Source organism: Leptospira paudalimensis (assembly GCF_026151345.1).
GTDB classification, from domain to species: domain Bacteria; phylum Spirochaetota; class Leptospiria; order Leptospirales; family Leptospiraceae; genus Leptospira_A; species Leptospira_A paudalimensis.
Genome location: NZ_JAMQPR010000001.1, coordinates 2,558,219 through 2,581,992 on the forward strand (window position 1 = coordinate 2,558,219; position 23,774 = coordinate 2,581,992).

Sequence of the window (23,774 nt, forward strand, 5' to 3'; positions counted from 1 at the left end):
ATCATTCAATTTCTAAGATGACGAGTGTAACGTCATCATCTGGTGTTCTATTCCCTGTAAACTCTTTGATTTTTTCGAGTAACAATCGTTTTGATTCTGTGACTGGATAACCACTATAACGGTGCGACATCATTTCCCAATTTTCTTGGCCAATCATATCTTTTTGTGCATTGGTAGCTTCTGTAATTCCATCTGTATACAACACAATTCGATCACCTGATTGGATTTGAATATGGTCTTCCTGAATATCAAGTTCCGGAATCCAACCAATTAGTTTTCCTTGTGGCATACTGAGTTTGGCTTTGTTTTCCCCTTTTCGGTTGAGGATAAGAGGAGGGTGTCCACAACGAGCATGGATCATTTGTTTGGTTTCTAAATTGATATAGATATAAGATGCAGTCACAAATGCACCTTTCATCTTTCCAAGGAGCGTTGCATTGATTTGGTTCAAAAGTTGGGAAGGTTCTTTCGCAAGCCTCACTTGTGTGGAAAATGCAATTTTTAACATCGCTGACACTAAGGCAGCTGGAATTCCATGCCCAGATACGTCCGCGATGAGAACTCCTAGTTCTGTTTCAGAGATCGCATGGAAATCAAAAAAGTCTCCTCCAATACTATCCATTGGTTCATAATAAAACTCTGTTTTGATACCTACTACATTTGGTGCTTCTTCAGGTAGAATGGAGTATTGAAGTTTTCGAGCTAATCCCAATTCGTTTTGAATGGCGATGAATTTGTTTTGTTCTTCTACTGCTTTTTTTAAGGTAATTAGATTTTTAGCACGAGAGATCAATTCACGTTTGTCGAAAGGTTTTGCCAAGTAATCATTTCCACCTGCTTCCAATGCAGCGATAATGTCAGCAATTTGGTTTTTTGCGGTTAAAAACAATATAGGCAATTGGTATAAAGAATATGATTCTCGTAAAACAGCACAAACATCATATCCACTCATTCCTGGCATCATAATATCGAGTATCATGAGTTCAAATGGTCCTTCATCTCTCACAAGACGAATCGCATCCACACCATTCGCAGCTTCACTTACATCACACCCAATCAATGTTAAATGGTTTTTTAACACCTGACGGTTAATAGGTTCATCATCCACAACGATGACTTTTAATTTTTCACCATCAAATTCTTCTTCTGTGTCTTCTATTGGCTCAAAATCAAAATTGTCTCCACCAAACCACATCTCTGTTTTTTTCATTGGAGGTTTTTCGATAGGGATTTCTCCTTCTCTTGCTAAAGGTAATGAAAAAGAAAACACAGAACCTTCTGAAGGAACAGATTCTACCCAAATATTTCCTCCATGGAGTTCAACCAACCGTTTTGAAATGGCGAGCCCAAGTCCAGTCCCACCAAACTTTCGTGTTGTGGAAGAATCCACTTGTTCAAAGGAACGAAAGATGTCAGAAAACTTATCTTTAGGAATTCCAATTCCAGTATCTCGGATGGAAATCACTGCCATTTTATCTGCGATTTCACAAGAAACTTCAATCCTTCCCTTTTCTGTGAACTTAATTGCATTCCCAATGATATTGAACAAAATTTGTTGGAGTCTTGCTTCATCACCGAGAATCGGTGGAAAATCGATAGGAACATTATTCCGAACGGTAAGATTTTTTGTTACATATAAGGGTCTTGAGATCACAAGTACAAAATCACAAATTTGGTGTAGGTCAATTGCCTTCAGGTCTAAATCCAAATCACGATTTTTCATTTTGGAAAAATCTAAAATGTCATCAACTAACGAAGAGAGTCTTTTCCCTGAACTGACAATCATACCCAAATTTTGTCTCTGCTCTTGGTTTAGTTTCCCACCTATACCATCAAACATAGATTCGGCGATGCCAATAATTCCATTTAATGGTGTTTTTAATTCATGGGAAGTATTTGCTAGAAATTCATCTTTCAGTTTATCTAAAGCCAATAATCGTTTCGATAAAGTTTCCACTTCTGAAAATGCACGGCTAAATCTTCTAGAAAGTGTAAGAGATTGAACTAGGATAAAAACAAAAATACCAATCGGAATTGCTTCCACTGAATAAAAAATTTGGTTTGCGTTTAACAAATCTACAAGTGCTGCAATTGCAACTGTGCAGATTCCCACTAAAAACAAAAACCCACTTTCTTTTTTGTGGATGGCTGCTCGGAACACTCCTTGCAATATCATGAGGATTCCAAATAAAAATACAATTTGGTAATAACTATTTAGTTCTGTATAAACTTGTGTTGGTAGTACTATCAAAAATGAAATGAATAATAATGTGGGAAAAAGAAGTAACCTGTGCATCCATTTTGGATAATAATCAGGATAAAACTCACGAAAAAATGCAAAGAACAAATAAGGTGAAATATAAAACGTAAAGTATTCGATTCGTAAACAAATATTCCAACTTAAAATTGGGGCAAGTTCATTGAAGACAAATCTTTCACCAGTGAATAAAGTGCGAAGGGCTAAAAGTAAAGCGGCAAATCCAAATAATAAATTCCCTTTGTCTGTGCGCCGAAAGTAAAACAATCCAAAATGATACAATGCAATGATAAATACAGATCCTGCCAAAAACAAGGAAGAGGCAAGGTCTGATTCACTTTCCCTATACAATTGGTTCCACTCACCGATGTAAGGTGGTTCCCATAACCCACCCTTAGCATGATGGAAATTAGAAATTTCAATGAGTAACTCGTTTGGGCCATCCTTCCATGGTAAAGGATACAATTGGAATTGGTAAGAAGGGTCAGACTTGTCTCGTGTTTTTGCGACAACACCGGAAGAACCAAGTTGTTTGCCGTTCCAAAACACACGTGAGGCAGTTGCCACATCCAAAATTTTGATTCCAAACACTTCCTCATTTGCCAAATAACTTGGCTTTTGCAATACAAGGCGGTAGGTCCCATACCCTTCTCCATTGCCAAGGACAGAGTTCCAAATTCCAGGGACTGTTAACATTTGGAAAGGAAGATCCCGAGTTTCCACTTCCGATAAAAACACTCTGGGGTAAAACTCCCAATCCCCTTCCAAATGGATCGGGTTTCCACCACTGGATTCCACTGAATCTCCGAGTGAGGTGGCAAAAGCAGGAGAAAAGGAACCTAAAAACTGGCTCCAAACAAACAATAGGAGATGTAAGTATTTATGGGACAATACTCCAAGTTTTACGTATTTTTTTAAAAATACGAGTAAAAAAGAGTACAAAAATTATTTAGAACCGAAGAAATAGACAGCTGTGAAACGATTTCGCTTCAGTTTGGAGACGGTTTTAAAACTTCGAGGCTTAAAAGAAGAGGAAGAAATCCGCCGTTTGTCAGTGGTTGTATCCAAACTTAATTCCCTCATCTCCGAAAAAGAAAACAATGAAAAAGAAATCGAATCTTCCTACGAAGCCATTTTATCTTCTGCAAAAGTAGGGACAAGTTTATCAGACTATTTATCCATTGAACAATACATCAAAGGGCTCATCCGCCGGAACGAAGAATTAGATCATAGGATCTCAAACCAAACCGATGAAGTGAATTTGGTACGTAAAGATGTGATGGTTGCCAGGATGAATAAAAAAGTCATCGAGGTCTTAAAGGACAAACGATTCCTCGAATGGAAAAAAAAGCGAAATCGAATGGAACGTAGGGAAGTGGAAGAATTCAATTTTCACCTAAACAAACAGTCGTTATTTGATTCGTTTGATAGTTTTGGGCCGAAGGCTTCTAAAAAAATTCCAAGAACTTTCAAAATTTTAAACAGGGAAGATGGCGGAGACGAACTCGCATCTGACTTTAAAACTCTCCGCGATTTTTACGAAAAATATTACTTAGGACAAGGCAAATCATAATGGCAAGTGTAACCGACAGCACAAGATCCTTCTTTTTAATTGTTTTGATTTTTTTTCTAGTAGCGATTGGTTTTTTTGTTTTTGACTACTTCCAAGTCATTAATGCAGAGGATTACCTTCCTTTCTTAAAAAAACAAGCTGGCCTTGTGAACCAAGACCTACTCTCTCCCACTGAGCTCGAAAAGTTGGAAATGGAAAAAGCAAAAGAAAGACTGATTGCTGACCGAGAAGAACTCGAACAAATGAAACGAGAGTTAGAGGAAAAATCTTCATCACTCAGTGCCGACAAAGAACGATTGGAAGAACTCAAAGAAGGGATCCAACGGAAAGAAAAAGAAATGGCGGAAAAGGCGAGAAAAGACAATGCGCGTGCCGAAAAAGTAAAAGTCCTCGCAAACAAAGTGGCGAACATGCCTCCCGAATCAGCAAGAGATATGCTCCTCAATTGGCCTGACTATGATATCATTGAAGTATTCGAACAAATGGACAAGGATGCAGAAGAAGATGGAAGGCAAACCATCACAACCTATCTACTCACTTTATTCCCTGCCGAAAGAAGGTCTGTCATATCGAATAAATGGCTCGATGCAGGTGCCAAAAATGTTCCCAATTACGGCAAAAGTATTGATGAGGAAAACGACGAACCTTAAATCACAATTAAGTTAACTTTTTAGTTCGTGTTATTTTTACTTAGAGTTTCGATTTTGTACCACAAAGGATTGCCTTCACTTCTATGATGGCATCTTCTAATTTGTCATTCACAACCACATAATCAAAGCTAGGTGCTTCATCTAGTTCATGAATTCCATTTTCAATCCGTTTTTCGATACTTGTTTTAGAATCAGTCCCTCTACGGATGAGGCGTTCAATCCAAATCTCACGGCTTGGAGGTTCGATGAAAATGGTTACCGATTCAGGCCTTAGTTCCTTTACCGATTTGGCACCTTGGACATCCAAATCGAGAAGTGCCACACGGTGTTCCTTGATAGCCTGTAAGATAGGTGCTTTTGGAGTTCCATAATAATTGCCATGGACTTCCGCCCATTCATAAAACTCGCCAGCAGCGATTCTTTTTTGGAATTCAGGAATGGTTAGAAAATAATAGGTTTTCCCTTCTTCATCCCCAGGCCGTGGGTCCCGTGTGGTGCAGGAGATGGAAAAATAAAACTCTGGGTTCTCTTTGAGAAGGGCTTGGATGATGGTCGATTTTCCTCCACCAGCAACAGAAGAGATGATGTAAAGATTTGGATTTGCTTTCAATCTTCTGACTCCTCTTCCCCTTCTCCAATATGGTTGTCACCAGTTTCCAAACGTTTGGATAAACTTTCAGGGCGAATGGCTGATAATAGAATATGGCCTGAGTCAAGGACTAACACAGACCGAGTTTTCCGTCCACAAGTAGCATCAATGAGACGGTTCTCGGATTTTGCTTCGGTTCGGAGTCGTTTTGCCCCAGCTGAATCTGCCAACAAAATGGTCAGAATCTTGGAAACAAAAACAACGTTAGAGAATCCTACATTGAGAACCGGAAACGAAGACATGGAAACATATTTTTAGATTCTTCTAGATCGATCAAGTCGAATCGTTTCAATCAAATGAATTTCATGGATACCAATGTTCATCGCCTCTGAGATTTCGTCGTGTTTGTATCCCTTTTTGATGAGATGAACCACTTTATCTATCTTCGTTGCAGATGTTGGTAGCTCTTCCAATGCAGATTCAATGGAAAATTCCACCTTGTCTAAATTCATCCGTTGGTAAGAAGCAAACGCTGGATCATTCGCTTTGGAAACTTCATTTAAGAATTCTCTTTTTTTCTGGCCTTCAATGGTTTCATTCCGAATGGCTTCCGTTGGTTTTTCTTCTGTGAAAGGATTCCCACCTACCGTATAATTCATCTTAGGTTGAAATGTTGGAACTTCTAAATTTTCCATTGCTTCTTTGGATGGTTCACTCAAAGGTTCCATACCAAACATTCCTTTTACGGCCTTTCCCAGTTTTCCAAACGCCTGATTCACTGCCCCTTCTGTTGTTTCTGCTTCATCGATCGTAACAGGGATTTGGTTTGCTTGGTAAATTTTACCAATACCAGTCCTTTGTTCTTTTGTATCAAGGATTGGTTCTTCTGTTTCAACTGGAGTTGGAACTAACTCTGATTTCATTGAGAGTCCTTGGTTTTGGTAGTGTTTGAATTCTTTTACCAGTGCCTCACCCTTCTCCATCATTGTTCGAAGTGCTACCATCTTAGATTCAATGATACTTACAGTGGCGTCTAACTCGCGTATGGTTTCCGCGGTGGCCATATCAATGGCCCGGTTTAGTTTTTTATCGTAGTATTCACTGACAGCTTTTTGGACTTTTGCAGAGATGAAAACATACATCATCCCACAGAATAATAAATTAACAAGTACGAGAGAAAAAAGCTCCATATGTTTCTCCTAAAGAACATTTCCAACAACATTCCGTAGAAAAAAATTATGCTTTTGAATCAAAACGAGATCCACGTTCCAAATTAGGACGATCATAAATGATCCCTGCTTTGGAATAAGCAAATACCGAATTTTCTTTATCTTGTTTCGGTTTTGCTGCCGAACCTTGGTATCCGGATTTTGCATCAGGAACCGTTTGGGCTCGGTTTTGTGTTTGGATCACCACCTTTTGCAATTCCACCACTTGGTTTTGGTGGGTGAAGGGATTTTCAGCCTGAGCCCTACGTGCAAAATCGTAGTGGTGGGCGATACTGGCAAAATTTTCGTTGAGTATCATCTGGCGTCCCTCCTAATTCTTAGACTTACCACGCCCTCTCTTTTTTCTCCAGTCATTTTTCGTTTCGTCTGGGTCTTCGTATGGCTGACTGCGGACTTGGGACTCTTCTTCGTAGAAGGTCTTGGCCTTGGTCTCGTGGCGGAGTTTGTATTCGGCATTGCGGATACGGATGGTAACACCTGGAAAGATAGTCTTTTCTACGGAAACACGACCACTAGCTGCCTGTTCGTCCATGTATTCGGTGAGGGTTTGGATGTCCTTACTGGCCTCAGCGATTCGTTTTTCGAGTTTTTTGGTTCCTGCTTCTAATTTTTGCAAATGGGCATCTTGTTCCGCGGTAAAACTAGCAGGGTCAGCGTCTTTTCTCGCTTTGAGGGTACGCATGGTTTTTGTGAGTTGGTCGAGTTTGTCTTGGTTTTCTTTTTTCTTCTCTTCAAACTCACTAATTTGTTTTAAGATCTTTGGATTGTTTCCTACGATGAGATCGGTTTGTGGGTTTGCTTGGGAACCAATGATTTTGGCAGATATGAGTTGGGCTGCTTGGATGGTTCCCCCTACAATCTGTCCCCGTTTTCCTTTACAGGAAATTTTTCCCCCAGCCATGAGATGGGAATGCAAAATCCCTTCTTGCACAATGATGTCTTTTTCTGTAATGCAGGTGGCGTTCTGGATGAACTTGGCAACGATATTGCCTCCTGTGGACTCCACACGTGCCTCCTCGCGCCCTGTGACCCCTTGGCGGACGATAATGTCCCCATCCGCTTCCACGATAGCTTTCTGGACCGTACCATAAATTTCGATATTCCCTGCAGCTTTGACCGAATAATTGTCTTCCACGTTTCCTGTGATGATGATGGAACCAAGGAAAGTCACGTTTCCTGTACGTACTCCCACATCCCCATTGATGCGGTAGACAGTTTCCACAGAAAGGCGACCAGCAGCGTATAACACTTGTCCATTGACTTCGGCCGTTAGGCGCATCTTGTCTTCGGAGAGAATGGTTCCTTTGCCTTGTTTGAGTTCGGTGTCCAAACCATCCTTGGCTGGTAAAACCATTCCAAATAAATTGCGACCAAACTTTCCTTTTTCAGCTGGGAGCTTTTCAGCTAACAATTGTCCAACGACAACGTTTTCGATCATATCCAAATCTTTGTAGTCCACACGACCAGTTTGGTCTTCTTTGAAATTGATTTTCTTTTCCGTGCGAACATAGTATTTGATTTCGGCGTTTTTGCCGTTTACTGGGAAATCACCTTCGGCTCCAATGAATGGTTTGTTCTGAACTTCTTCCTCCAGATGTTTTCGGATTTCGTCTTCTTTTAAACCATGAGCCACACCCATCCCTTTTAGTGCGGCAACGATATCAGAAACTTCTAAATCACGCCCACCAGGTCTTGCAGGGAAAACTGTGACAAAGGCACGCATATTCTCTTGGGCAATCTCCACATTGCAACTGGAGTCATTTCCAGGTTTTGGTTTTTGGTTGGAGATAAGAACTGGTTCCCCTTTTTTCTCTTTGAGGATTTTATTGATCAGGTTTTGATCAACACCTGCCACACCACGAAACGACAGTTTTTTGGAAACATCTGCCATTGTCATTTCGAGACCTTCGCCGGAAGGTGGGTAAACAGTTAAAAACACACCGGTTCTGTATATTTTCACAACCACACGCCCGTCTTTGTTTTTTGGTGTGACAAGTTCTTTTAATTCTTTTGAGACTAATTTCCCGCTACCACCCGTTAGGTGTTCATCTAGTAAACTCAGTTCATCGAGTAACATATCATCAGGGATAACAGATGCTCGAATGTGGTAAGGTTCAGAAAAAAATAAGGATTTTTTTCCGCGTTTTAAAACAGTATAATCGATTTCGTGAACTTTACGACCCAAGTGACTTGAAGCAATTGCCAGACACTCTTCGATGGTATCGGCAATGACTTCCACTTGTTCTTTTTCCTTACGATCGAACTCTTTCAGTTCCTCTGTAAGAAATTCCGTGAGAGACATCTTCTATTACCTTTTTTGAATCGCTGATTTGACTTTAGAAAGTTTACTGCGGAGTCTTGCGACTGCTTTGGTATGAAGTTGAGAAATTCTAGACTCAGTGACTTCCAAAACTTCTCCAATCTCTTTTAATGTTAAGTCTTCGTAATAGTATAATACAATGACTTTTTTCTCTTTTTCAGGTAGGGATTGGATGGCTTCGACAATTACGTTTTTGATTTCTTCTTTTTCGATGATATTGTCTGGGTTCATATTCATCGGAGACTCTAACGTTTCCATAAAGGAAACTTCATCGTTCTCATCACCGAGAAACCAAATGTCGTTTAATGAAACAAGAGAGGTACCAGAAAGTTTAGCAAGAAGAGAGTTATACTCTTCCATCGACACACCGAGTTCTTTTGCGATCTCTTCATCATCGACTTTTTTGCCCTCTTTGTTTTCGAGCATGGCAATGATGTTTTCGAGTTGTTTTGCTTTTTGGCGGATGGAACGAGGGATCCAGTCCACACTTCTAAGTTCGTCGAAAATGGACCCACGGATACGGGTCATCGCATAGGTTTTAAATTTAATTTCTCGAGAAGGGTCAAACTTCTCAATTGCATCTAACAGACCAAAGACGCCATAACTGACGAGGTCTTCGAATTCCACATTTTGTGGCATTCCGATCGCAATCCGCCCAGCCACGTGTTTGACGAGAGGTGAATATTTTTCAACAAGGTAACTTCGGATCTCCGCGTCTTTTTTGACACGGTATTGTTTCCAAAGATCTGTCTCATCAAACTGATTGTATTTGTCTAGCAATCTTGACATTGGGAACCGGGGTACGGAATCTCTTTACTTTATAGAAAAAATCGTAAAGAAACAAAAATTACAAGAGGATTTTTTCTTATGTCCTCTAAAAACCGTAATTTTTCAGCCCTCTTGCGGGTCATCCTTGGCCATCATGGTGCGAATTGCCTCTGCCATGAGTTTTGGCTCGTTTTTGATCGCAATTTTATCCACGATGATATGGTCTCCAAACTTTCCTGATTTTGCCATAGCGAGTTTGGCGTCCATTGCAGCATCACCCACAGGTTGCACACCAAAGTCATCAGATGAGCCACCAGAAGCCGAGGTTGGTTCCATTCCCCCATGTTCATGGTCGAATTCATCTGCATGATCTCCGCCCCCAAACCCACCAATGGAAAAGGTAGATAAAAACTCTAAAAATTCAGGAACTTTTTTTTGTAAGACACTAAAAATGCCAAACCCTAACCCACCAAATGCAAACGTGGAGATGAGAGAAACAAAGAAGATATAACCAATTCGATTTCCAACTAAAAACCCACAAACGGAACTAATGATGGCTCCAAGGATTGCAAATCCCAGTACAAATCCGATTAACACTTAGTTGTCTTCCTCCATTCTCGATTCCATTTCTTTTTCCTTGAAGTCGACAAAGCTAAAGAATTTCTTAAAAAATCCTGTGAGGCCCTCTTCATCATCATAACCACCTTCTGTTTGTAAGAGGGTGTGTGTGACTCGTGTGAGACAAGCCGCTGCTTTGGAACGAGGAGCTCCAATGATAAATGGTTTTTGTTCCCTGATGGATTTTTCTACTTCTTCATCTTGGAAAATAAACCCTAAGTTTTCCACTTGGACTTCCAAAAATTGACCCGAGATATCAATGACTCGGTCGGCCACTTTTTTCCCTTCAATGGCAGAGCGCACACGGTTCACGATGATTTTCAGATTTTTGTCTTTGGATTGTGAGACTATCGATTTGATCAGACCATAGGAGTCGGTAATGGACGTTGGTTCTGGGGTTGTCACCACCACCACTTCATCCGCTGGCATCACAAGGCCAATGACGTTTGCCGAAATCCCAGCACCTGTATCAATGATCATCACGTCATAACGATCGAGTTCCGCAAAACCTTTGATGAGGTTATTCCTTTGGGTTTCGTTGAGGTTGGCAAGTTGGGAGTACCCGGAGGCACCTGCAATGATGTCCACACCCTCGGGAGTGGAAATGACGATGTCCTTTAAGGACTTATGGCCTTTCACCACATGGTATAAATTGTATTTCGGAATGATGCCGAGAAGGACGTTCACATTGGCAAGGCCCAAGTCACCATCAAAGATGAGAACCTTTAGACCAGTTTTTGCGATGGAGATGGCTAAGTTGACAGAAACTGTACTTTTACCCACTCCTCCCTTTCCAGAGGCAACCGCAATGATTTTGGTCTTTTTAGCGGCGTCCTGGGGTTGAACGAGTTTTAATCCAGTACCAGTTTCTGTTAACTTTCGAAGATTTGCTGCTTGGTCCATCGTTACCCCTAGGTATCAGGATAACGATGCGCACCTTACACAGTCTTCTCGAAGACTTCGCCCGCTATCCCTTTCAATTTTTCAGGGAAAATTACACATTCGGCAAGGATTTTTTTGGTGGCATTTAGGATATCAAATGGAACATCCTGGCCAACACTTAAGAATGCGAATTCCCTGTGAATAGTATCGGCTAATTCTACTACAGAACCTAAAAATTCTGCTTCATCGAGCTTGGTTAATAAAATTCTTTTATAACCAACCGACTCATACGCGTTTGTTACCGCAAGGGCATTGTCTTTGGAAACCGTAGAGGAAAGTACCAAGATGGTTTCGATATGATCCTTTTCCCCAAATACTTGGTAGAATTCCTGAAGTTTTTCTAGGTTTTCCGATTTACGGTGGGAGTATCCGGCCGTATCCACTAGGATGAGTTCGGATCCATCTCGGAGGATTGACTCTTTCCATTTGCGTAAGTCTTTGGCCGCATAAAACGGAAGGCCCATTGCATCAGCATAAAACTTCAATTGGTCAATGGCCGCAATTCGATAATTGTCAGTTGTATACAGAGAAACTTTTTTCCCCATATGCAAACTGTACTTAGCAGCTAACTTTGCAATGGAAGTCGTTTTCCCTGAACCAGTTGGACCTACAAAAAAAACAACCTTACGTTTGCCACGAGGGGTTCCACTAAAAAGATCAGAATCCACCTGGATCCTTTCTTCTAAATAAGTCACAGCTCTGTCAGTCACATTCGCATAACGACTTAGGTCCACTGCGGAAAGGCGTGAAGTCAAAGTGACGGCCATTTCCTCTAAGTAAGATTCAGAAAAACCTTCACGTAACAGACGATCGACGAGCTTTTGGATATGGGGGTGTCTTTCTTTTGTTTGGGGAAATGATTCCGTTTTGGGTTCGAGTAAGGATTCCTTAGCTTCTGCTAAAGACAAACCAACAGGTCTTTCTTCATACGATTCGATTTCGTAAACAGTTTGGTCCTGTCTTCGTTTGCGTTCGGAAAAAGGGCGAACGGATTCAATATTTTTTTTACGATTGTTATAAGATAGGTTTGTGTTTTGCGAAGAGGAACCGACACCAATTCCCACAAGTCCAGATTCAGGGAGGGATTCTGTTCTTTGTTTTTGTTTGATGAGTTCTTTCAGGTCTTTGAGTTTTCGTTCGATTCGTTCTTTCGAATTTTGTTTTTCAGGAACACCCACATCGATTTCATACATGCGTTGTGCCATAAGGCCAGTTCCAAAGAGACCACCTTCTGTGATCACTCGTTGGTCATACAAATGGGCCTCGGGACCATATTTCATTTTCATCTGCATGATGCAGTCTTGTAAGTCTTTGCCTCGGATTTTCACAAAATCCATAGAATCTCCCCCAAACCTGGGAAAAATATGAATGGTACCCTCAATTTGGAAAGTCTTTTTTATGAGACATAATAAATTTGACCAATTCGGGTCCGTTTTTACCCATTTCCTAGATACCAGATCAGATTCCGTTTCCCTTCCTCTTTTGTTCCCTCATTCTGGCAATAAATAGAAACCTAAGATGGATCCAAACAATCATAAATTCGGAATTGAAATTAAGGATGGAGTTCCCGTATCTCTTTCGTTTGATGATGTATACTTTTCCAAAGAAGGTGGTTGGGAAGAATCTCGTTATGTATTTGTGGAAGGGAACCAAATCCCCAGTCGATTGTCCGCAAGTGAAACGAAGTTACTCTCCATAGGAGAATTAGGCTTTGGTACGGGACTCAATGTATTTGTGACCTTGGATCTATGGTTAGGTGCAGAGAACCCAACATCCCTAGAGTATTTCAGTTTAGAAGGATACCCTTTAACAAAAGAAACCTTACTCACACTGAATCATTCCTTTCCCGACAAACCTTTATGGACAAAACCATTACTTGAGTCCTATGAGGAACAATTCCAAAAATGGGAAATGGACCCAAATCAAAAAGAATGGAAAACAGAATTCCCTCACCCAAATGGAAAGGCAAAGTTTCAAGTCCATTTGTTCTTTGGTGATGTGAGTGAATGTCTAAACGAGTTTCCAATCATCGATTTTTGGTATTTGGATGGATTTTCACCAAATAAAAATCCGAAGATGTGGTCTGAGGACACATTATCTCAATTACGGAATCATTCTAAAACGGGAACTCGATTTGCGACTTTCACAGCTGCCGGGTTCATTCGCAGGAATTTGGAAATATTGGGGTTTCATATCCAAAAACAAAAAGGGTTTGGAAAAAAAAGAGAAATGTTAACAGGAGTTTTACGCTCATCCTCATGAACCCATCTGATTCCAAAACAGCCTTAGTTGTGGGAGCAGGAATCGCTGGTGCGAGCGTATGTTATGCACTTTCCAAACGAAATATCAAAACCATTTTAGTCGAATCTGAACTTAGTGCTGCAGGAAAAGCAAGTGGAAATCCAATCGGAGTTGTTTATCCTTTTCTCACCAAACACAAAACAGCTGAATCTGAATTTTCCCTACTTGCATATCAGTATTTTTTAGAACTTTGGGAATCTTTGGAATTGGGGAAACGTGTCCCACATGTGGATGGAATCCATTTTTTACTCGATTCCTCTTCAGCTTATGACCGTTATTCGCACTCCCTACATTCCCATCACATCCCAGAATCGTTGGCATCTCTTTCCAAAGAACCAAATTCAAATTTAGATGCGTTACTCTTTCCAAAGGGGAAAGCGCTTTCCCCAGTTTCTCTCACAAAAGAACTCATTCGCATCGCAAATCCGATGGAACACTACCTTTCAAAACTCCTTTCTTGGGAAGTGAATGAAGGAAATGGAAACTTGATTTGTCAGTTTGAAAAGGAAATCTTACATGTTGATTATTTATTCTTAACACAAGGATACCAATTTTTAGCTGATCCAAAACTCCAATGGATCCCTATGAAACAAGTTCGTGGGCAAATCGTACAAATTCCATCCTCCATCTTCCAAAATCAATTTTCTATTTTGTATGGTGATTATCTAACTGCAGACATTGGCGGAGAACGAGTGCTTGGTGCCAGTTTCGACGAGTTCCATTTGGAAGAGGAACCGAGGCCAAAGGAGACATTCGATTTATGGAATGGATTACAAACAAAACTTCCCAACTTACTCAAAAATTGGGAAGAATTCGATATCCAAAACTTTGGCACGCGAGTGAGTCATAGAACCCAGTCCCAAGATAGACACCCAGTTGTCGGTAAACTTCCTAATTTATCAGTTTTAGATACATCCATAAAATACCAAAACTTATTCCGCAAAAACGCCAAAACCTTTGAAATTCCTTATTTTGAAACGGTTGGGATTCTGAATGGACTTGGATCTCGTGGGTTAACACATGCCCTACTCGCAGCAGAAATTTTAGTTTGTGATCTTCTCTCTCAGACGTTAGAGATTTCTGACACAATTAAGAAGGCTTTGAAACCAGACCGTTTTTTACTTCGTAAGTGGAAACGAGATGAGCTAACATAGACTCAAAAACTGATTGTTCTTGTAGCACCACATCAACTCTGATGACAAAAAGTTGCATTTTTTTACGTTTCATTTCTTCGATAAACTTAATTTGTGTTCTTACCTTTACCCAATCTTTTTCCGTTATCACAAAAATCGTTTTTTCATCTTTACCATCCAACAAGGAGAGTAATACTGTTTCTTCAAATTCATAGTGGTCGGGGAAAAATCGAGACTGGATTTGATTTGTATTTAAGGTAGAGATCGTTGTTTCCAAAACATGATTTGGATTCCCAACACCGGTGAACAAAAAATAACTATCGCTAGGTGAAGCTTCCTGCATTAAAGAATTTTTGGGAACTAATGATTGTTCAAATGTATCTAAATTGATTTGGTAGGCATCTGCTTGGAAGAAAGAACCAAAGGTAGGCAATTGAATTCCTAATTGGTCGAGTGTTCCTTTTCCTTTTTCGAATTCTTTTTGATTTGTTTCCGTAATTTTTGTAAATACAATGACGTTTGCACGTTTTAAATGCGAAATTGGTTCTCGTAAATACCCAAGTGGGATCGTAAACCCATTTCCAAAAGGAGCATTATTATCGAGTAATACAATATCAAAATCTCTATGGATTTGGTTGTGTTGGAATCCATCATCCAAAATCACAATATGTTGTTTGGACTGAATTTGATTGTATTTGAAAAAACTACCAATTCGATCCTGCCCAATCATCACTTGAACACCAGGAAACCGTTCTTTGTGTTCGCTAGGTTCATCGCCAAATAGATTTGGAGAATGACCGTCAGTAAGGATTGCACCTTCTTTTGACAATTTTGCTTTGTATCCACGAGATAGGATCGTGATCGCATATCCTTTGTTAGCTTTCTGAAAGTATTGGACTAAATATTGAACAAAAGGAGTTTTCCCTGTACCACCAACCGTGATATTTCCAACACTGATCACGAGTGTATTTGGCAAAACGGTAGTTTTTTTTCTCCCTTGAGACAACCAAAAGAGAAACTGATACAACCAAGTAAGAGGTAAAAATAAAGTGAAAAAAACTTTCATTTCGTTTCGCGAGAGGAAACTACTACTGTTAACTGTGTCTTTTTTCTAATTCTTTTGCGATCGTTGATAAACTAATCCCTTTTTCCACCATCAACACTTCTAAATGGAAAACCAAATCGGCAATTTCGTGAATGAGTTCTTTTTCGTTTGGATTTTTTGCAGCAATGATGACCTCACCCGCTTCCTCACCGATTTTTTTAAGGATACGGTCAACACCGTCGCGAAACAATTCAGCTGTGTAAGATTTTTCAGGTAATTCTTCTTTTCGTTTGCGGAGTAAATCTTCCAATTTTAATAAAAATTCCATTTCGTTTGCCTTCTAACTACCATGGAAACTGCCCATTCTATTTCGAAAAAGCGAAAATTGGTTGTTGGTAATCTCTGAAATCAGCTAGAATGTGAATGGATGATACGATTTACCACTCTAGTTTTTTCCTTCATTTTATGCTCGAGTTTATCTGCTGAGTCAAGTTGGGGCAATTCCATTCAAAAGGGATTTGAAACCGCCAAACAGGAAAATAAATTCATCATCGTTGATGTATTTGCAGATTGGTGTACGTATTGTATGGTTTTGGAAAAAGAAATTTTCCCAGACCCAGAAGTGAGTCGCATCTTAGACCAATTCGTTCGAGTACGACTCGATGGGGAAGAATTTCCGAACCTTCGTAAAAAATACAATATCGAAGGTTATCCCACAATTTTGTTCTTAGATGGGGATGGAAATTTTGTCACAAAGATAGTAGGCCTTGCAACCAAGGAAGATATTGTCTCCCTTTCAAAAAGAATCTTACAAGAACCAAACTTAGAATCTTTTTTAAAAACTGAAATTAGAAAAGAAAAAGAGAACCCTCACTTACACTTTCGTTTGGGTTTGTTGTACTTTCAAAACAAGGAATATGAAAAAGCAGAAGAACAATTTCTCAATTCCATACAAAAATCAAAAAACATTCCCATCGTAAAAGAGAATTCTCACTTTAATTTAAATCTGATCCGGTCCGTCAATGGACCAAAAGATGGTGCTGTATCTTCTTGGAAAGAATTCATTAAAACTTATCCAAATTCGAAACGAATCACAACCGCGAAATTGTATTATGGGATTAGTTTAAAAGAAACGGGAGACTTAAAACTTGCTAAGTCCATCCTTACCGAGATCCAACCGAAGTTAGTCTCGGAGTCAGACAAAACCATTTGTAAAGAAACTCTATTACAAATCGAAAAAGGTTTTTAATCCAGAAATCACTTCGGCAAACAATGGTTTGCCGAAAATAAATCTAGCGATTCCCAATAGAATAATAAGTGAAACCTAATTCTTGCATAAGTGTAGGTTTATATTGATTCCTTCCATCAAAGATAAGTGGAGCCTTTAACAAGGATTTGATCTTTGCAAAATCTGGTTCCCTGAATTCTCGCCACTCCGTTAATAATAACATAGCATCTGCACCTTCTAAAGTTGAATATGCATCTTTTTTATATTCCACTTTGCCATCAAAGTAATACTTTGAAGTTTCCATAGCCGCTGGATCAAATACTTGGATTTTGGCACCGTTTTTATGTAGTTCATAGATTAGCGGAATTGATGGAGCTTCTCGCATATCATCCGTTCCAGGTTTAAACGAAAGACCCCAAATACCAAATGTTTTCCCTTTCATATCAGTTGATTTGAAGTGTTGGAAAATTTTATCAGTAAGTCTTGTTTTTTGTTTTTCATTCACATCTTCCACTGATTGGATGATGTGCATTGGTGCATTGACTTCTTCTGCTGTCCTAAGAAGTGCTCTCACATCTTTTGGAAAACAAGATCCACCATACCCAATCCCTGCATATAAGAATTGACGTCCAATTCTTGAGTCTGTTCCCATACCTTTCCGAACATCATCATAATTGGCACCTAACGCATCACATAAATTTGCAATCTCGTTTACAAAGGAAATCTTTGTCGCAAGGAAAGCGTTACAAGCATACTTTGTGAGTTCCGCAGAACGTATACTCATCGTGATAATTGGGTTTCCATTCAAAACAAATGGAGAGTATAACTCACTCATTTTTTTAGCAGCGTGGTCTGATTCAGCACCAATCACAACTCGCTCAGGGCGCATAAAATCTTCAATTGCGGCCCCTTCTTTCAAAAATTCAGGATTCGAAACCACATCAAACGAGTGTTTTGTGTTTTTTGCTACGATTTCCTTTACTTTGTCTGCAGTTCCAACGGGAACAGTTGATTTATCAACAATGATTTTGTGTCCATTCATTGTTTTTCCAACTTCTTCTGCTACTGCGAAAACAAATCGTAAGTCCGCGGATCCGTTATCGGATGTTGGAGTTCCAACAGCAATGAATACGAATTCAGAAGCCTCAACTCCATCCTTTAAGGATGTGGAAAATTTAAGTCTGCCTTCTTTATAATTACGTTCTACCAGTTCTGACAAACCTGGTTCATAAATCGGTATGATTCCTGTTTTTAAATCACTGATCTTTTTTTCATCTTTATCAATACAAATCACATCATTGCCATATTCAGCAAAACAGGTACCTGCAACGAGACCCACATATCCGGTTCCGACTACGCAAACTTTCATAGGATTTCCAGAATTTCTATTTTGACCAAAAAGGAAACTGTTTTTCTAAAAGGAAGAACCTAGTCTTCTCGGATGTGGAATTGTGTTGGGATATGACAAATTCCTACGAATTTTTCAATTTTCCCTGATTCTACTTCAAAATCTAAGATGGACTCCCGCCAGAAATAACTCCCTTCAATATGGGATTCACCTTTATGGATTGAAACCCCAATCGTATACTTCCCTTGGGAAAACTGAATCGGAAAGACAAACTCAACTTGGTATTCTTTGCCCTTTTGGAAACTCCGTTTGCCATCGCCTAAGTGGTGGGTATTTGTTCCAAAGATACGAATCCCTTTTTCATTATCGATATGAAAACCAACGGTAACATCCTCTATAAATGCATCGGATAGGAATGTCAGTTGTAACCGAACTTGTGCTCCGATAAAAAACACATTCGAGGAAACACCATTTTGATTTTGTATGCTGACATGTAAATTTTGAATGGATTTGGAAGAATAGGAATCTGATGGACTTGTCTCACCAGCTAACACATGCATATATTGTTCAATTGTTTCTTTGGGATTTCCTTCATAAAGAAGTCTGCCCTTATCTAATAAAAGGGCACGTGTACAAAAATAGGAAACCAATCCTAAATCATGGCTCACAACAAGAATAGAGGTTCCTAATTCAGAAAATTCGCGAATTCGTTTCAGACATTTTTGTTGGAAACTTGCATCTCCCACAGCCAAGGCTTCATCGACGATTAGGATGTCTGGTCGTTTTGCAGTGGCCAAACTAAAACCAAGTCTCATTGCCATACCAGAGCTATAGTTCTTTAAGGGTGTGTAACGAAACTCTTCTAGTTCCGCAAAGGCAAATATAGTATCAGACAACGATTTGATTTCTTTTGGTTTGTATCCCCATACTAGTCCATTGAAGTATACATTTTCTTCTCCTGACAATTCAGGGTTAAATCCAACACTTAATTCAAGTAAGGCACGAACGGAACCATTCACTTGTAAATTGCCCTTATCTTTTTGGATCACACCTGTGATTAACTTTAAAAGAGTCGACTTACCTGCTCCATTCCTTCCAATGATGCCAAGAATTTCTCCTGGATTTACTTTTAGGTTCAATGAATTGATTGCCGTAAATTTTGAGTCAATTCCGAAGTAACCAAAACTAAGACCTGCAAGGATTCGTTTCCAAGGTTTGGAAAACCCATGATAATCCTTGGAAAGATTTTCAATAAGAACAGAAGTCATTGGAACTTAAAGATGATCCAAAATTACGGATTGGAATTTCCGTTTGGCGAGTAAATAAACAAGAAAAAAGAAAAGTAAAAACGGTGTTATGTGTAACCACTCAAATTGAGATTGAAACCCACTAATCACAGTTGTGCGAAATACATCCAATGGGATAGTGAAAGGATTCCATTCATTCCATTGTTTAAGATATCCTGTTGGGTAATACAAAACAGGAATCCCCCAAAATACCAATTGGCTCACCAAACGAATCAAAGGTGAGATATCCTTTAGGAGAATATTGAGTCGTGAAAGGTAATGCAATAGTAACATCAGATACAGTCCAGACAGAACAAGGACAGTGTAACCAAAAAAGATTCCGGTTAGATTTAATGTTCCTGAATACCCTAAGTAAAGGAACACAGGAATGGATGTGATGAAACTATGGATGAGAAACTGGACAAATGGAATCCATAAAAAAAGATCAATGCCAAGGCTTGAACGTTTGAGTAAGGAACGATTGTCAGTGAGGATACCTGTGCCCCGTACAAGTAATTCTTGGATGGGTATCCAAAACAAAAGGCCAGTGAGCAAATAGGCAGTGAAATCTTCTTGGGTGGATGGGTTTCTTAGATTGAGGACTAAAAAGACAAGGGCGTACAAACTGATGAGTACTAAGTTCTGCAAAAACATCCAGGAAATTCCCAAAAAGGAACCTGCATATTGCAGAGCATAGTCACGCCGAACAAGAGCCCAAAGTATGGATAGTTTCTCCATACTTTGATTGTCGGCCCCGAGTCTCTGATTCTAGACCAGAAACCAGGGTATTGGTTCTTACATCTTCCTTAAGTTCTTTTGCCCTAAGTCAGAAAGATTGGGGGATACCCAATTCCCTTTTTGGACTACCTCACCTTGGAACGCTTCCATGAGGTACTCTTCGAAGGTTTTTCCGGATTGGTTTTGGGCAAATCCCTTTTTAGGACCTTGGCCAGCGAGCCCAGAATCCTTATGGCGGTTGTAAGCGGGTTGTTGGATGGATCGAACGATCATAGGTTTTTCCTCCCCGTCATCATGTTAGACGACATAAAACTTAAAAATAATACCAATAATATACTAAACGCTTGTTTACACTACTTAACATTTGAGAAGTTAAGTCAATATTTTTTTCACGTTTTTATCGGTTTGTATTAACAATTTAGCATTCCTCTGGGACAAAACCCGCCCCAAGATGGATTTTTTTTCGCCGTTCACTAGAATATGTCCCTTTTTCAAAAAAAAGCAAACGGAATGAGGGAAAAAAAGAACAAAATCGAACCCCAATCCTGGTGGATTGGCAGAAAATTGCGCTATTTTTGTGGTTTATCTTCGTACAGTCATTGTTTGCTGGAGAAAAATCACCGAAAGACGTCCCTGTGGCCAGTTTACTACGCGTTGGATTTTCCCCAAAACTTGTGGCCATCTGGCAACAAAAAGTAAAAGCCCCTAGGACAGAGTTTTTCCAATGGAAACGTTCCCTGGCAGGCAAGGATGCGGCACTTGTCTCGAAATTATGGAAACTTGAGAATTTGAGTTATCCCCCTCCAACCAGGGAACCAAAACCAAACATCCCCCATGACAAAAAGAAAATCGGAAAGCAAGGTATTACCGAAAACATACCCAAAGCAGAAATTCCTACCAAGGATGCATTTTTAGAAGATCATTTGTTTTTAGGACTTGGGTACCAAAACTTAGATGTCCAATACCTTCCCCGGGAAGAAAAAAACCATTCCTCCTTTGCCTTTGGAGGATTCCAAAAAGGCCAACGATTTTCCTTTGAAAAACGTGATGAAGATTTTTTATATGGCATTCATTTCAAATACAATTCCTTCCACATAACATCCGGTAATCGGTATAAACCAATCCCTCACTTTTACTTTGCCAAAGATCCTAATTTTTATTCCCAAATGGATAGACCCAATTCACCGCTCCCCCAACCCATCCAAAGTTCTCATTTTTTCGGAACCCAAAATTCCTTATTTGGGAAACCAACTTACTATGGAGTTTATTATGCACCTGGGTTTTCATCCTACCCTGGAATTTACTTCTCATCACCAAATAAATCTTATTCGGGTGTTTGGTCCCCTGGAGAAAATAAATCCAGTTTTTTTGTCAATGACACATTACAATTACAACAGTTTGGGAAACATAGAATCCAATCCGAATCAATTTTGAATCGTAAGGAGACTGTTGGTTTTTACTATTCCAAATCAGAATTTGTGGACTCTAAATTTTTAGTTGATGTTACTGTTTACCGTGACTCTCCACTTTTGTATGGGAATGTATCCAGTGGAGACATTCGCCCAGAAATCCCACAAACTTTAGGTTATATGAGAGGTAGTTACCAAAACATTGTTGGAGGAGAGGTTTTATCCTCGCAAGAAGGGCATCGTTATGAAAGTGGTGGTTCAGGTTTTTTACCCTTCATCGTTTCACAGTATGGTAATCTTCTCTATCGTTATAGGCAATATAATGAAGTTGGCAACTACCAATACCAAGAAACGGGGAGAGCCCTATTCTATGAATGGAGAAGAGATCGTACGGTTTATTCCATTGGGATGGAACGAAGGGAATTAGGAAACCAATGGGAAGGTAAAATTGCAATCCCGATTCAAATTGGACATTTATTGGAACTGAGTGCCATTTTTAGAGAAGGGAATTTAAAAACAAGATCGTGGTTTGAAAACTGGACGTATGCATCCGATTTTAATATCAATTTAACAGATAGAGAAGAAATCATTAAAATTAAATATGTAAGTCAATTTCTATCATTAAACGTCAGTTACTCTGAAAAAAAAACATCACCAGCACCAATTTTATTCATCAATTTTCAATTTTTACACTTAATAGATCTCTAATACAACAAATCATCGGTTCTGATTTCTTGGTAGGTTTGTAATTGAAAAATAGGGATTGATTGTTTATCGATGAATTCATTTTTTTCGCCCGGAAGTTTTTTTGGAGTGGGTAATGATGACCTTTTTCCTCTTTCATCTACTGCATAAAAATAGTATCCGATCCATTCCCCTTTGACTAAATAAGGATTACCAATAAACAAATCTTTGACAAAAAATTCAGCATCCAAATCAAACTTATTTCTACGATACCGAAAATGGATTTCATCTCCATTTAAATCGTAAAATACAACAAAATCCCCTTGTTTCCCTTTAAAATACAACTTCCATTCTAATGGGAAAACTCCCGTTTTTTGGAATTCCATTTTACCATCTAAGATTCGTTTTTCGGAACGAGAGATAGGACCTGTGTATTTGGAATCTGCTTCTGAAAAAAGACTAGTGGTTAGAAATAAAAAACCTATGAATCCAAAGATATATATCTGAGATAAAAACATCTTAGTTTGAATGGAAATATTTTGATTTCGTATTTGATTCCATACCAAAAGATCCTGATAGAAAAAATTTGTGTACCAAAAGAATTTCATTTCGGTTCTTCTTCTGGTTTATCCTCAGTGGTTTTGTCGTCGTCAGAGGGATTGTCTTTTCCATTGATCATATCAATGGCTTTTTTTGCTGCTTTTTGTACCTTGGGACTTGGGTCACGGTCTCGTTTGTATTCCAATAACTCCAAGGCTTTGGGATCACGTAAATTCCCCATAAATTCAATGGCACGTAATCTTACCATACTATCATCATCCCGAGCAAATTCATTCAGTTCTTGGAAAACTTCTTTATCACCCATAGTCACCAAAGCACCAATGGCATAAATTTTGAGTGATTGTGCTTTTTTAGCGTCCAACTTTCCAGATGTTTTTTTAAGAGAATCTAGCAGTTCATATAACTTCGGTTTTGCTGCTTCTGATTTTAGTTTTCCTAACGTATTCATCGAATAACAACGCAGTGTTGTAGGTTGGATATCGTCAAAAGCTACTTCGAGAAGTGCAGACTCTGCTTCTTGGTATAAAACAGTTCCAAAATAAAGTGCAATTTGTCCACGGATATCGGCATTATTAAACTTCTCTCTAAATTTTGTTTCCAAATATGGTGCCGCAATTTTTCCCTCAGGTAATTCGGCGAGAGAACTGATGTACAAACTAAGGGAATTTGAATTTTTAGTGAAATCTTCTTTTTTTACTTTTTCTAAGAGTGGGTTTGTTGCTTCTGCAAGTTTCATTTTTTTGGCAGAAGTTACCGCTTGTTTGTTCACATCTTCATTTGGATCTTCAAAGAGTGAAATGATGGTTTCATGGTTTTCTTTTAGATTCAAATCTCCTACTGTTTTGAGTAGGACAATCTTCATCCCCATATCTTTTTCTGTTTTAAGTTGTTCTCCAACCAAAACATAAAGTTCACCTGCATTTTCTTTAGGGAAACGCACAAGTTCACCTAACGCTTGTTTTCGCTCCTGGCTCGTGCCATAACGAATCATTTTTGAAAGTACTTCTTTTTTTTTGGAAATTTGTTCAGAAGAAAGTTCTTTCTCTTTTCCAAATAAAGGAGAAAGAGAGAGAACTCCAATGAATAAAAAACTGA

At 39.2% G+C, this 23,774-nt stretch carries 24 protein-coding genes; 6 read left to right on the forward strand and 18 right to left on the reverse strand.

All coding sequences use genetic code 11. From position 1 onward, the window contains the following. Position 1: 1 nt before the first annotated feature. Positions 2 to 3,199 (reverse strand): SpoIIE family protein phosphatase, encoded by a 3,198-nt coding sequence (locus tag ND855_RS11865; RefSeq protein WP_265358506.1) that lies wholly within the window; start codon positions 3,197 to 3,199, stop codon positions 2 to 4. 31 nt (positions 3,200 to 3,230) lie between these two features. Here ND855_RS11865 and fliJ point away from each other — a divergent pair, with 31 nt between their 5' ends. Continuing rightward, on the forward strand, positions 3,231 to 3,830 hold the full coding sequence (fliJ, locus tag ND855_RS11870; protein ID WP_135687813.1) for a flagellar export protein FliJ: 600 nt from the start codon (positions 3,231 to 3,233) through the stop codon (positions 3,828 to 3,830). Further along, positions 3,830 to 4,480: a periplasmic-type flagellar collar protein FlbB gene (locus tag ND855_RS11875; RefSeq protein ID WP_135687812.1), complete on the forward strand. Its 651-nt coding sequence runs from the start codon at positions 3,830 to 3,832 to the stop codon at positions 4,478 to 4,480. Before fliJ ends, ND855_RS11875 begins: the two co-directional genes overlap by 1 nt. 40 nt (positions 4,481 to 4,520) lie before the next feature. On the opposite strand, the gene ND855_RS11880 is transcribed toward ND855_RS11875, so the two are convergent. The 9 genes from ND855_RS11880 to flhF all read right to left on the reverse strand — a co-directional run bounded on the left by ND855_RS11880 (position 4,521) and on the right by flhF (position 12,283). After that, positions 4,521 to 5,090 (reverse strand): guanylate kinase, encoded by a 570-nt coding sequence (locus ND855_RS11880; RefSeq protein ID WP_265358507.1) that lies wholly within the window; start codon positions 5,088 to 5,090, stop codon positions 4,521 to 4,523. After that, positions 5,087 to 5,371 (reverse strand): DUF370 domain-containing protein, encoded by a 285-nt coding sequence (locus ND855_RS11885; RefSeq protein ID WP_100716396.1) that lies wholly within the window; start codon positions 5,369 to 5,371, stop codon positions 5,087 to 5,089. The genes ND855_RS11880 and ND855_RS11885 overlap by 4 nt, the downstream gene beginning before the upstream one ends. 12 nt (positions 5,372 to 5,383) lie before the next feature. Continuing rightward, positions 5,384 to 6,259, reverse strand: a complete 876-nt coding sequence (locus ND855_RS11890) for a hypothetical protein (protein WP_135687810.1) — start codon at positions 6,257 to 6,259, stop codon at positions 5,384 to 5,386. Between the two features lie 46 nt (positions 6,260 to 6,305). After that, a complete protein-coding gene (locus ND855_RS11895) occupies positions 6,306 to 6,596 on the reverse strand; it encodes a hypothetical protein (protein ID WP_135687809.1) in 291 nt (96 codons plus the stop codon). A gap of 12 nt (positions 6,597 to 6,608) precedes the next feature. Further along, a complete protein-coding gene (locus ND855_RS11900; RefSeq protein ID WP_265358508.1) occupies positions 6,609 to 8,600 on the reverse strand; it encodes a FapA family protein in 1,992 nt (663 codons plus the stop codon). 6 nt (positions 8,601 to 8,606) lie between these two features. Beyond that, positions 8,607 to 9,407, reverse strand: coding sequence for an RNA polymerase sigma factor WhiG (gene whiG / locus ND855_RS11905; RefSeq protein ID WP_012387953.1), 801 nt, complete (start codon positions 9,405 to 9,407; stop codon positions 8,607 to 8,609). A gap of 102 nt (positions 9,408 to 9,509) precedes the next feature. Continuing rightward, positions 9,510 to 9,983 (reverse strand): hypothetical protein, encoded by a 474-nt coding sequence (locus tag ND855_RS11910; RefSeq protein WP_265358509.1) that lies wholly within the window; start codon positions 9,981 to 9,983, stop codon positions 9,510 to 9,512. Beyond that, positions 9,984 to 10,907 carry a MinD/ParA family protein gene (locus tag ND855_RS11915; RefSeq protein WP_015678483.1) on the reverse strand — a complete coding sequence of 308 codons (924 nt, stop codon included), beginning with the start codon at positions 10,905 to 10,907 and terminating at the stop codon, positions 9,984 to 9,986. Positions 10,908 to 10,942: 35 nt separating this feature from the next. Further along, a complete protein-coding gene (gene flhF, locus ND855_RS11920; protein ID WP_265358510.1) occupies positions 10,943 to 12,283 on the reverse strand; it encodes a flagellar biosynthesis protein FlhF in 1,341 nt (446 codons plus the stop codon). Positions 12,284 to 12,464: 181 nt separating this feature from the next. On the opposite strand from flhF, the gene mnmD reads away from it, so the two are divergent. Further along, positions 12,465 to 13,208: a tRNA (5-methylaminomethyl-2-thiouridine)(34)-methyltransferase MnmD gene (mnmD, locus tag ND855_RS11925; protein ID WP_265358511.1), complete on the forward strand. Its 744-nt coding sequence runs from the start codon at positions 12,465 to 12,467 to the stop codon at positions 13,206 to 13,208. Continuing rightward, positions 13,205 to 14,401: an FAD-dependent 5-carboxymethylaminomethyl-2-thiouridine(34) oxidoreductase MnmC gene (gene mnmC, locus ND855_RS11930; protein ID WP_265358512.1), complete on the forward strand. Its 1,197-nt coding sequence runs from the start codon at positions 13,205 to 13,207 to the stop codon at positions 14,399 to 14,401. Before mnmD ends, mnmC begins: the two co-directional genes overlap by 4 nt. On the opposite strand, the gene lpxK is transcribed toward mnmC, so the two are convergent. Both lpxK and hisE read right to left on the reverse strand, forming a co-directional pair. Beyond that, positions 14,337 to 15,446 (reverse strand): tetraacyldisaccharide 4'-kinase, encoded by a 1,110-nt coding sequence (lpxK, locus tag ND855_RS11935; RefSeq protein WP_265358513.1) that lies wholly within the window; start codon positions 15,444 to 15,446, stop codon positions 14,337 to 14,339. The genes mnmC and lpxK overlap by 65 nt on opposite strands. Positions 15,447 to 15,474: 28 nt before the next feature. Then, a complete protein-coding gene (gene hisE, locus ND855_RS11940; RefSeq protein ID WP_015678552.1) occupies positions 15,475 to 15,753 on the reverse strand; it encodes a phosphoribosyl-ATP diphosphatase in 279 nt (92 codons plus the stop codon). A 99-nt stretch (positions 15,754 to 15,852) separates the two neighbouring features. On the opposite strand from hisE, the gene ND855_RS11945 reads away from it, so the two are divergent. Beyond that, entirely contained in the window at positions 15,853 to 16,674 is an 822-nt protein-coding gene (locus tag ND855_RS11945) for a thioredoxin fold domain-containing protein (RefSeq protein WP_265355432.1), read from the forward strand. A gap of 43 nt (positions 16,675 to 16,717) precedes the next feature. On the opposite strand, the gene ND855_RS11950 is transcribed toward ND855_RS11945, so the two are convergent. Genes ND855_RS11950 through ND855_RS11965 form a run of 4 tightly spaced genes read right to left on the reverse strand, consistent with a single transcriptional unit; the run spans position 16,718 to position 20,298 of the window. Further along, positions 16,718 to 18,022 carry a UDP-glucose dehydrogenase family protein gene (locus tag ND855_RS11950; protein ID WP_265358514.1) on the reverse strand — a complete coding sequence of 435 codons (1,305 nt, stop codon included), beginning with the start codon at positions 18,020 to 18,022 and terminating at the stop codon, positions 16,718 to 16,720. A 59-nt stretch (positions 18,023 to 18,081) separates the two neighbouring features. Further along, the gene (locus ND855_RS11955; protein WP_265358515.1) at positions 18,082 to 19,269 is read right to left on the reverse strand and encodes an ABC transporter ATP-binding protein; all 1,188 of its coding nucleotides are present in this window, start codon (positions 19,267 to 19,269) and stop codon (positions 18,082 to 18,084) included. A gap of 6 nt (positions 19,270 to 19,275) precedes the next feature. Next, on the reverse strand, positions 19,276 to 20,025 hold the full coding sequence (locus ND855_RS11960; protein ID WP_265358516.1) for an ABC transporter permease: 750 nt from the start codon (positions 20,023 to 20,025) through the stop codon (positions 19,276 to 19,278). Between the two features lie 57 nt (positions 20,026 to 20,082). Then, the gene (locus ND855_RS11965; RefSeq protein WP_100716383.1) at positions 20,083 to 20,298 is read right to left on the reverse strand and encodes an LIC12298 family protein; all 216 of its coding nucleotides are present in this window, start codon (positions 20,296 to 20,298) and stop codon (positions 20,083 to 20,085) included. Between the two features lie 302 nt (positions 20,299 to 20,600). Between ND855_RS11965 and ND855_RS11970 the strand changes: the two genes are divergently transcribed. After that, a complete protein-coding gene (locus ND855_RS11970) occupies positions 20,601 to 22,142 on the forward strand; it encodes a hypothetical protein (RefSeq protein ID WP_265358517.1) in 1,542 nt (513 codons plus the stop codon). Here ND855_RS11970 and ND855_RS11975 read toward each other — a convergent pair. Together ND855_RS11975 and ND855_RS11980 are read right to left on the reverse strand one after the other, a co-directional pair. Continuing rightward, positions 22,139 to 22,636: an LIC_11959 family protein gene (locus ND855_RS11975; RefSeq protein ID WP_407658751.1), complete on the reverse strand. Its 498-nt coding sequence runs from the start codon at positions 22,634 to 22,636 to the stop codon at positions 22,139 to 22,141. The genes ND855_RS11970 and ND855_RS11975 overlap by 4 nt on opposite strands. Before the next feature lie 86 nt (positions 22,637 to 22,722). Next, complete coding sequence (locus ND855_RS11980; RefSeq protein WP_265358519.1) at positions 22,723 to 23,670, reverse strand: HEAT repeat domain-containing protein; 948 nt, start codon at positions 23,668 to 23,670, stop codon at positions 22,723 to 22,725. Between the last annotated feature and the right edge of the window lie 104 nt (positions 23,671 to 23,774).